Origin of the sequence: Micromonospora sp. DT4 (assembly GCF_049841675.1) — a bacterium.
Classification (GTDB): Bacteria; Actinomycetota; Actinomycetes; order Mycobacteriales; family Micromonosporaceae; genus Micromonospora.
The window spans coordinates 1-273 of sequence record NZ_JBNCKT010000475.1; the positions used below are offsets into that span (position 1 = coordinate 1).

The window sequence follows — 273 nt, forward strand, 5'->3', positions numbered from 1 at the left end:
TCGGTGGTCAGCGTCCAGGCAGGCCCGGCGGGGTGCTCGCCGTGGAGGCCGGTGGCCACGGGCATGGCGGTGGGCACTCCGGCGAGGGCGTCGAGGAGGTGCTGTTCGCGGCGGCGGCCGGGGACGCGCAGCAGCACCGGATACCGCGGCCCGTAGACGGCCAGCTGCTCGTAGCCGCGCAGCTTGCGCAGCACGGTGCCGAGGGGTTCGGTGCCGTTGTCGTGTTCGAGGAAGAACCCGACGGTGCGCCCTCCGGCGTGCCAGATGCCGTGC

1 protein-coding gene is annotated in these 273 nt (G+C 74.4%); it reads right to left on the reverse strand.

Translation table 11 applies throughout. The features are described from left to right. Positions 1-273, reverse strand: a 273-nt coding sequence (locus tag ACLQ24_RS30590; RefSeq protein WP_425895193.1) for a replication-relaxation family protein, incomplete at both ends; no start/stop codon positions are given.